The sequence below is a fragment of the Pedobacter psychrodurus genome, assembly GCF_004331735.1.
GTDB classification, from domain to species: Bacteria; Bacteroidota; Bacteroidia; order Sphingobacteriales; family Sphingobacteriaceae; genus Pedobacter; species Pedobacter psychrodurus.
This window is the reverse complement of record NZ_SJSO01000025.1, coordinates 80,367-90,157: the sequence shown is the minus strand read 5'-3', so window position 1 is coordinate 90,157 and position 9,791 is coordinate 80,367. Positions and strand designations below refer to the sequence as shown.

Below are 9,791 nucleotides of genomic sequence, written 5' to 3'. Positions count from 1 at the left end.
CATCAATCCCAATAAAAAAATTTGTAGAGACAATCATCCTGTTATTTTTTATGTTTGTAATAGTTACCTAATTTTTACCCCATCGATCCTAGTCCTTAATAATGGGTATTGCCCTAATTGTTATCTGGTCACTAAGGGAAAAAACGGTAGCGGATTGCATCATGCTATAGGTATAAAAACCTTGACGAAATATTAATGTGCCGCTACCGCTTTAGGTAATCTGATAATTAAGCTAAGTAAAATAAATATTAGATTTTCTTAAATAATATATCAAAACAAATCTAAAGGACGATCGTCTTGAAATAACCGCCGACTAAACTATTTGCTTAACCCATAAAGAATGCCGATTTTTGCAACGATTTCGGCATTCTTGTTGTTAAGAAGAAATGAGATGATATTTTATTCATCTATTCACTAAATGCCTAGGTTTTTTACACATGAAAATAATATTAACTTTTATATGCTGTTTATTCCTTTTTACCAATGCTTTTGCACAAAAAGGAGAGGTAACAGTTATAAAAGATCCTTTAATTGATAGTTTAATTGCCAAACGCTTGGAAGTTTATAAAACTTCTGGCGAGGTAAAACCTGGAAAACCGATTGTTTCTGCCTACGGTTACCGGGTACAGATTTTTTATGGATCAGACCGGCGCGAAGTTTTTAGCGAACAAGCCAGGTTTAAAGGTCTTTATCCTAAATTCAATACTTACCTCGTTTATAAAGAACCCAACTATTATGTTCGGGTTGGCGATTTTAGAACAAGACTGGAAGCGCAGCGCCTCATAAATGAGCTTAGACCAAATTTCCCAACCCTATTTATTTTTAGGGAGAAAATTAATGCACCAAGTTTAGATACCACAACAAGTAATGATCAAAAATAAAATACAAGAACTGGCCGCTAACATTTTTAATGAAGTAGTAGGCTATCGTCAACATATCCATGCCAATCCTGAATTGTCTTACAAAGAATTCGAAACTTCATTGTTCATCAAGGATAAATTAAAAAAATGGGGAATTGAATATACCGACTGTGCCAATACAGGTGTGGTAGGTTTAATTAAGGGCAACCTGCCGTCTGATAAAGTAATCGCTTTACGTGCCGATATGGATGCTTTACCTATCCACGAAACCAATGATAAGCCTTATCGTTCTAAAAACCATGGTGTAATGCATGCCTGCGGACATGATGTACACACCTCTTCACTTTTAGGTACTGCCAATATCCTAAACCAAATGAAAGATGGATTCGGAGGAACCATTAAATTGATCTTCCAACCTGCTGAAGAATTGTTGCCGGGCGGAGCAAGCATCATGATCAAAGAAGGTGTGCTCGAAAATCCTAAACCTAATTATATCGTTGGTCAACATGTAATGCCATTGATCGAAAGCGGTAAAGTAGGTTTCCGTTCAGGTATTTACATGGCTTCAACTGATGAGTTGTATGTTACCGTAACCGGAAAAGGCGGTCATGGCGCACAGCCTCATCAAAATATCGATCCGGTTTTAATTGCCTCGCATATCATTATTGCTTTGCAACAGATTGTTAGTCGCAATGCCGATCCACGTTTGCCATCAGTTTTATCTTTTGGTAAAGTAATTGCCAATGGAGCAACTAACATCATTCCAAACGAAGTAAAAATCGAAGGTACATTTAGAACCTTAGATGAAAACTGGAGAGATGAAGCACACAAACGCATGAAAAAAATGGCCGAAGGAATGGCCGAAAGCATGGGTGGAAGCTGCGATTTTGATATTCACAGGGGTTATCCGTTTTTAATTAACGAAGAAAAACTTACGGCAAATGCAAGAGCTTTTGCTGAAGAATTTTTGGGTAAAGACAATGTGGTTGATTTAGATATCTGGATGGCGGCCGAAGATTTTTCTTTCTACTCACAGGTAACAGATGCATGTTTTTATCGTTTAGGTACAGGGAATGCAGCAAAAGACACGCAATATTCGGTACATACACCAAGGTTTGATATTGATGAAGACGCTTTAAAAATATCAACAGGATTAATGGCTTACATTGCTTTAAAACAACTAGGAAACTAGAGACGTAAAATGTTAATGTGTAAGATGGATGATAGCGTTAATTCTCATTCCATTTCCCTTCTTACATCTACCATGGTTCCTCTTCCATTTTACCTTTTACATATTCCATTTTACATGAAGAAAGTACTTTTTTTTTTACTGTTAACGTCGCTCTTTTATAAAGGTTTTACCCAGGAAATCAACCGTTTTAATCCTGATACAATTAAAACCATTACGCTCGATTCGACAGTAAATATCAAGGCCGAAAAATTGAATGTAGAAACATTTATCAGAAAGGTGATGTATGATACTTCTTTTTATCAGTCGTTTAGGGATATGAAACGTTATTCTTTCATTGCCGAAAACAGGATTTACAGTTATGACAAAAAGAACAAGGTTGATGGAAAAATTTACCGTAAAATCCGCCATAACAATAGCGGTCCTTACAAGATGGAATATCTTGTAAAACAGGATACTGGAAAAATTTATAAGAAAAACGGAAAATACCAGCTTTACACCGTAGAAATGTTCGATTACATTTTTATGAATGCCTACAATACCGATTTTGTACCCAATGCACCTGCAGCTGATGGCAAGGGTGGGACAAACGAAAGTTATAAAGACAAACTAAAAACATTGATCTTCAATCCAGGGAGGCCGGTAAAAGTTCCTTTCATCGGTAGCAAAACCGAAATATTTTCAGCCAATATGCGCCAGTATTACGATTATGGTTTCACCAGTGGTACCTACCTCGATTCTATTCCTGTATATCGTTTCAAGGTTTCAGTTAAACCCGATTTAAGTAGCTGGACAAAAGATGGTATCATGATTAAAGAATTGGTTACCATTTTCGATAAACGAAATTTCAATATTCTGGGCCGTTATGTCGATATGAAATACAGCAATATGCTATTCGATTTTGATGTGCAGATGAATATAGAAATGGGCTATTTCGGAGAAGACAAACTGCCTACAAAAATTACTTATCAGGGTAACTGGGATTATCCTTTCAAAAAAGAAGAACGGGCGAGTTTTTTAATCGTACACAAAGATTACAAACTCGAAAAGGGCAAATAAGGATTTGACTATCGCATAAAAGATTTATTATCTTTAAACGATTATTTAAACCGATCAATATGCAACTCTTTTCTTCGTTGAAATTTAAAATATCATTTGCTTTATCATTGTTTTTGGGCATTCATGTGCATGCACAAGTATTGTCGTCAAAACAGATCGATAGTGTTGTAGAAAAAACATTAAGCACCTTTAATGTTCCTGGAATTGCAGTTTCTGTAATTAAAGACGGCAAAATAATCCATCTAAAAGGTTATGGGATAAGTTCCATTAAAACCAATAAAAAGGTTGATGAAAATACCCTTTTTGGCGTGGCATCAAACACAAAGGCTTTCACCGCAGCTGCTTTGGGGATGTTAGTTGATGAAAAGAAAATCACCTGGGATACAAAAGTGACCGATGTAATTCCGGAGTTTAAGATGTACGATGCCTATGTAACCAGCGAATTTACCATTCGCGATTTGCTTACACACCGAAGTGGTTTAGGTTTGGGCGCTGGCGATTTAATGATCTGGCCCGATTCATCAACAGTTAATAAAAAGCAATTGATCCATAACCTGCGTTATTTAAAGCCGGTTTCATCTTTCCGCACCAAATATGATTATGACAACCTGATGTATATTGTTGCAGGCGATGTAGTAGCAAGGGTTTCTGGAATTACCTATGAAGATTTTATAGAAAGCAGGATTATTAAACCTTTGGGCATGACCAAAACGGCAGCTTCGTGGTACCGTTTAAAAGATAAATCGAATGTAATTGATGGTCACGCACCTTATGAAGGCAAACTGCTTCCTGTAGGCTTAAGCTTTGGAGAAATTGCGAATGCCGCTGGTGGGATTTATTCGAATGTAACCGATATGAGCAAATGGGTAATGGCGATGATCAATGGTGGGAAATACGGCGAAGCATTGGACAAGAAATTATTCAGTCCTGCGATAGCAAGAGAACTTTGGACACCACAAACCATTATCGCGGGCGGTAATCCAGCTGCTTTTAGCAGCTATGGTTTAGGTTGGTTTTTGAGCAATGTAAATGGCAATTTTCAAGCCACGCATACTGGTGGTTTATCAGGAATCGTAACACAGGTAACGATTATTCCAGAGATGAAATTGGGAATTATTGTATTAACCAATCAGCAATCTGGTGCTGCTTTTAATTCGATCACCAATTCGATTAAAGATGGTTATCTGGGAATTAAAGGGCAAGACAGGATTAAAACCTATAACGATAACAGACTTAGGAATGAAAAGCAGGCTGATGAAATGGTGAGCAAAGTTTGGAACGATATTGCAGCACAACAAAAACTGTCGGTAACTAAGCCAGATGCTAAAAATTATTATGGCACTTTTCAAGATGCGTGGTTTGGCGATGTAATCATTAGTGAGGCAAATGGCAAGATGCATTTTCAAGCTAAAAATGCTCCAAAATTAAAAGGTGATATGACTTATTACAAGGGAAATACCTATATCGTAAAATGGTATGATAGAAGTTTAGATGCCGATGCTTTTGTTAATTTTAGTTTAGATAACAATGCTTTGGCTGATGGATTTAAAATAAAGGCCATTTCGCCATTAACCGATTTTAGTTTCGATTTTCAGGATCTGGATTTTAAAAAGGCCGATAAAAAATAATACTAACCAATTATACAATGAAAACATTATTTAAAACAAGTATTTTACTAAGCTTTTGCTTAATGGCACTAACATCAATGACATTTAAACCAAAACGGATTATCTTCTTTGGCGATTCGATTACCCAACAGGGCCTTTCTAAAAATGGATATGTAACCCTGATCAAAAAATCACTCGATTCTACTAAATATGACGTAATCGGTGCCGGAATAGGAGGAAACAAAGTTTACGATTTATACCTGCGTTTAGAAGATGATGTGCTGAACAAGAAACCTGATTTAGTGGTTATTTACGTAGGCATTAATGATGTTTGGCATAAACAATCTTCCCATACCGGAACTGATTACGATAAATATTTAAAGTTCTACCAGGCGTTGATTAATAAAATTCAAGGTGTAGGTAGCAAAGTGGTATTGGTTACCCCATCGGTTGTTGGTGAGAAAAAGGATGGTACCAATGAGTTAGATGCTGATTTGAATAAATATGCTGAAGGGATTAGAACACTGGCTACAAAAAATAATCTTCCTGTATGCGATTTGAGGAAAGTTTTTGCAGAATATGAGGCGAAAAACAATCCAGAGGATAAAGAAAAAGGCATTTTAACCGTTGATAGAGTACACTTAAACGAAACAGGTAATAAATTGGTTGCCGATCAGTTATTGCCTTTGGTGAAGTAAGCCAATTCGTCATTGCGAACTGAAGCAAGGGCTGTGCGATGGAGTGAAGCAATCTTTCCTGTATAGTAATAATAAATTTGAAATAAATTAATAGCAAAAAAGATTGCTTCGTCGGCTGAAAAAGCCTTCTCGCAATGACGATCTTTGCTGCGTCATTGCGAACTGAAGAAGGGGAATGTGTGATGGAGTTAAGCCATCTTTCTTGCTTAAAGGTAGATTTAAAAGAGGATAATGGAACGAGGCGGAACAGTTTACATTATTACAAATTTTACTCACACTACATTGTATGTTGGAGTTACTTCAGATATACTATTTAGAGTAAAAGAACATAAGGAAAAAACTTATCCTAAGTCTTTTTCTGCTAAATATAACGCTGATAAACTTGTTTATTTTTGTTCTTATAATTCGATAGAAGAAGCAATTACAGAAGAAAAGAGAATTAAGGGCGGGAGTCGAATAAAGAAGATAAAATTAATAGAATCTATGAATCCTGAATGGAGGGATTTATGGGAGATAGTGAAAGAATGGTAAATGTCAGTTACACCATTGTAGATTAAAATATATCGTCATTGCGAACTGAAGAAGGGGACTGTGTGGAAGAGTGAATCAATCTTTCTTGCTTGACGATGAGTTAATTAACTAACAGCATAAAAGATTGCTTCGTCGTGCCTCCTCGCAATGACGATCAATAAGGAAATATGATAAACCGCGAAACGATAGATAAGATAATGGATACCGCCCGCATTGAGGAGGTAGTTGGGGATTTTGTGCACTTAAAAAAACGCGGAACCAGTTTAATTGGTAATTGCCCTTTCCATGGCGAAAAAACACCTTCCTTTCACGTATCCGTAACTAAAGGCATTTACAAGTGCTTCGGTTGTGGTAAAGGAGGCGATTCAGTGCGTTTTATTATGGATCATGAAAAATATTCATATCCAGAAGCACTTAAGTTTTTAGCCAATAAATACAATATAGAAGTTGAGGAAGCCGAATTAAGTCCTCAGGATGTCGAAGCGCAAAGCGCCAAAGAAAGCCTTTACATTGTTTCGCAATACGCTGCTGCATTTTTTGTAAAACAGCTTTGGGAGACGGATGAGGGCAGGGGCATAGGACTGAGCTATTTTAAAGAGCGAGGCTTTAGAGAAGATATCCTTAAAAAATTCGATGTGGGGTATTCTCCCGACGTGTGGGATGCCATGACCCAAAGCGCCATCAACGCAGGTCATAAATTAGAGTTTTTAGAGGCCACTGGATTATCGATCAAAAATGATAACGGCAAAATTTACGATCGCTTTCGTGGTCGGGTAATGTTTCCGATCCATAACTTTACTGGTAGGATTATTGGTTTTGGCGGTAGAACGCTAAAAACGGATAAAAATGTTCCTAAATACGTAAACTCGCCTGAAAGTGAAATTTATCACAAGTCGAATGTGCTTTATGGTTTATTCCATGCTAAAAAAGCTATCCGCGATTTGGATAACTGTTACCTGGCAGAAGGGTATGCCGATGTGCTTTCGGTACATCAGGCCGGCATAGAAAACGTGGTAGCCTCTTCGGGTACTTCCTTAACGGTAGAGCAGATTAAACTGATTGGGCGCTTTACACAGAACATAACCATTTTATTTGATGGTGATGCTGCGGGTATTAAAGCTTCACTACGTGGTTTGGATATGATTTTAGAGGAAGGACTGAACGTGAAAATCGTTTCCTTTCCGGATGGTCACGATCCAGATTCTTATATGCACCATGTTGGGGCCGGGGCGTTTAAAACCTATCTCGAGGAAAATAGGAAAGACTTTATTTTATACAAAGCGAATGTGCTCCTTAAAGATGCGGGCAACGATCCGATCAAACGGGCAGGCATTATCCGCGATATTGTAGAAAGTATTGCTAAAATCCCTGATCAGATTAAAGCCTCGGTTTTTATCCGCGAGTGTAGCAGTTTGCTCGAAATTGATGAACATATCTTACTTGGCGAGTTAAATAAAATGCGCTCAGCTAAACTTAAGAAAAGTTTCGATAGTAATCAACGGGCTAATCCGTCTTCAAGTCCAAAGCAATACTCATCAGGGGCGCCTGAGCCACTTGGTCCGCCTGATGATTTATGGGATGATAGTGTAGGGCCATCAGAACAGCAAGCTGTCGATGATGATGAACCACAAGAAAAAGAAATTCTACGTTTAATGCTAGCTTACGGACATATGCTGGTTACGTGGGATCAGAATGAAGATTTGTACATAGGATCTTTTATCTTACAAAACCTTACTGATGTTGTATTTAAGAGAAGTCTTCATGATAAGATTATTAAATTATATTGGGAAAAGGCTGAAAAAGGGCGTTTGCCTACAGAAAAGGATTTTACTCAAAATAGTGATCGAGAAATTTCTGATCTAGCAATAACATTATCTACTAGTAAGTATCAATTGAGCGAAAATTGGTTAAACAGGCATCTTATCTATGTTAAAGATGAATCAATGGACTTGAAAAAAACGATCCTTGGAGGAATTTATCATCTTAAAAAAAATAAAATACAGGTGATAAAACAAGGGATTCTTTCAGAATTGAAAACTGAGAAAGATTCTTCTAAACAGGAAGATTTAATGGTGAGGTACTCCAATATAAAACGAATTGAGAAAATCATAGCTGATTTTATGGGTGCTATAATAGTCGAATAATTAGTTGATTTAATGAAATGATGGCTTGTTTTATAGGTAACTTTACTTCAGACATTGAATAATAGTATCGTCACCCTGAATTTATTTCAGGGTCTTTATAGCAGGAAAGATGCTGACCACGTAGTAGCTACAAGGCAACTGAAAATACTATTTATACTTGTAAAATAAATTCAGCATGACGACAGATTTAAATGACTAAACTAACATCATTATATTGAAAATTTTAATCTAATTCCAGTTTTAGTCATTTATGGCATTACACAATGATTTAGGTAAAGCAGGCGAAAGTATTGCGAAGCAATACCTGGAAGACCAGGGTTATGAGGTTTTAGATGAAAACTGGACACATGGTAAAGCCGAAGTAGATTTAATTGTTTATAAAAACGGCATCATGGTTTTTGTAGAAGTTAAATCCCGTAGCTCTATTGCTTTTGGCCAACCTGAAGAATTTGTGCACAAAGCCAAGCAAATACAAATGGAATTGGCGGCTAATGCCTATATTGAAATAATGAACCACCAAAATGATATCCGTTTTGATATTATTGCCATTACATTTACAAAGAATAAAAATTATAATTTAAACCATATAGAAGATGCGTTTTGGCCTGAAGATTAACCCCATTAAAAATTTCATATTTATAGGACTTGCACTAGCGTTTGTAAGTTCTTGTAAAGACAGTTCTACCACAACTTATCGTAGCTTTCTTTCCCCAATGACAGGCCTTAATGTGCCGTCAGGAAATGAATTTGACGTTAAAGTTCAGTTTGGAGCCGAGCAAAAAGTAGACTCCGTAGTTTACTTGATCGATACCGTAAAAGTGATTTCGAAAGCCGATACTTCGGCCATCAAACTTAAAACTGAAGGTTTGAAATTGGGTAACCATCTGGTAACAGCCAAAATATTTGGTGCCGGAAAGTCAGAAGATTTAACCTCGAACATTAATGTTTTGGCGGCTCAGGCTCCTGTAGAATATACTTATAAAGTGATTAAAACCTTGCCTCATGATACCTCATCATATGTAGAAGGTTTAGAATACCATGATGGCTTTTTTTACGAAAGTGCTGGCGATTATGGCCATTCAAGCTTACGTAAAGTAGAACTGGCTACAGGCAAGATCCTTCAGAAAGCAGATTTAGATAAGCAATACTTTGGCGAAGGCATAACCGTAATCGGCAATAAGATTATTCAATTAACTTACCGCGAAAAAGTTGGCTTTGTGTATGATAAAGCTACGTTCAAAAAAATATCTGAATTTTCGTACACTACCGGTAGAGAAGGTTGGGGTTTGGCTTTTGATGGACAAAAAGTATTTAATACCGATGGTTCTAATACCATTTTTTTCCTAAATAAAGATACCTATCAAAAAATTGGTTCAATTGATGTTTTTGATAATAAAGGACCAATTCAAAATCTGAATGAACTTGAAATTATTGATGGTAAAATTTATGCAAATGTTTACACGACCAATGACATTCTGATTATCAATCCAGAAACTGGTGCTGTAGAAAGTAAGATCGATTTATCCGGACTGTTGCCAGCCGATTACTTTAAAACCGAAGATGAAAAAGCCAATAATGTATTAAACGGCATTGCTTACGATAAGGCAAGTAAAAGGCTTCTTGTAGCGGGAAAAAAATGGCCACATATTTTTCAGATTGAACTGGTTAAGAAGTAAGTATGATCGTCATCTCGACTGAAGCGC

Annotated in this window: 9 protein-coding genes; all 9 read left to right on the top strand. The window is 36.7% G+C overall.

The window, feature by feature from the left end; translation table 11 throughout:
- Nucleotides 1-437: 437 nt before the first annotated feature.
- The 9 genes from EZ456_RS21880 to EZ456_RS21840 all read left to right on the top strand — a co-directional run bounded on the left by EZ456_RS21880 (nucleotide 438) and on the right by EZ456_RS21840 (nucleotide 9,764).
- The gene (locus tag EZ456_RS21880) at nucleotides 438-881 is read left to right on the top strand and encodes an SPOR domain-containing protein (RefSeq protein WP_131533845.1); all 444 of its coding nucleotides are present in this window, start codon (nucleotides 438-440) and stop codon (nucleotides 879-881) included.
- Complete coding sequence (locus EZ456_RS21875; protein ID WP_131533843.1) at nucleotides 868-2,052, top strand: M20 metallopeptidase family protein; 1,185 nt, start codon at nucleotides 868-870, stop codon at nucleotides 2,050-2,052. The genes EZ456_RS21880 and EZ456_RS21875 overlap by 14 nt, the downstream gene beginning before the upstream one ends.
- Nucleotides 2,053-2,166: 114 nt before the next feature.
- Nucleotides 2,167-3,108, top strand: a complete 942-nt coding sequence (locus EZ456_RS21870) for a hypothetical protein (protein WP_131533841.1) — start codon at nucleotides 2,167-2,169, stop codon at nucleotides 3,106-3,108.
- Between the two features lie 59 nt (nucleotides 3,109-3,167).
- Complete coding sequence (locus EZ456_RS21865; protein WP_131533839.1) at nucleotides 3,168-4,736, top strand: serine hydrolase; 1,569 nt, start codon at nucleotides 3,168-3,170, stop codon at nucleotides 4,734-4,736.
- A 17-nt stretch (nucleotides 4,737-4,753) separates the two neighbouring features.
- The gene (locus EZ456_RS21860) at nucleotides 4,754-5,413 is read left to right on the top strand and encodes an SGNH/GDSL hydrolase family protein (protein WP_131533837.1); all 660 of its coding nucleotides are present in this window, start codon (nucleotides 4,754-4,756) and stop codon (nucleotides 5,411-5,413) included.
- Nucleotides 5,414-5,644: 231 nt separating this feature from the next.
- Nucleotides 5,645-5,944 (top strand): GIY-YIG nuclease family protein, encoded by a 300-nt coding sequence (locus EZ456_RS21855; protein ID WP_131533835.1) that lies wholly within the window; start codon nucleotides 5,645-5,647, stop codon nucleotides 5,942-5,944.
- A 167-nt stretch (nucleotides 5,945-6,111) separates the two neighbouring features.
- The gene (gene dnaG, locus EZ456_RS21850) at nucleotides 6,112-8,088 is read left to right on the top strand and encodes a DNA primase (protein ID WP_131533833.1); all 1,977 of its coding nucleotides are present in this window, start codon (nucleotides 6,112-6,114) and stop codon (nucleotides 8,086-8,088) included.
- 250 nt (nucleotides 8,089-8,338) lie between these two features.
- The gene (locus tag EZ456_RS21845; RefSeq protein WP_131533831.1) at nucleotides 8,339-8,704 is read left to right on the top strand and encodes a YraN family protein; all 366 of its coding nucleotides are present in this window, start codon (nucleotides 8,339-8,341) and stop codon (nucleotides 8,702-8,704) included.
- Nucleotides 8,682-9,764: a glutaminyl-peptide cyclotransferase gene (locus EZ456_RS21840; protein WP_131533829.1), complete on the top strand. Its 1,083-nt coding sequence runs from the start codon at nucleotides 8,682-8,684 to the stop codon at nucleotides 9,762-9,764. The genes EZ456_RS21845 and EZ456_RS21840 overlap by 23 nt, the downstream gene beginning before the upstream one ends.
- Nucleotides 9,765-9,791 lie beyond the last annotated feature (27 nt).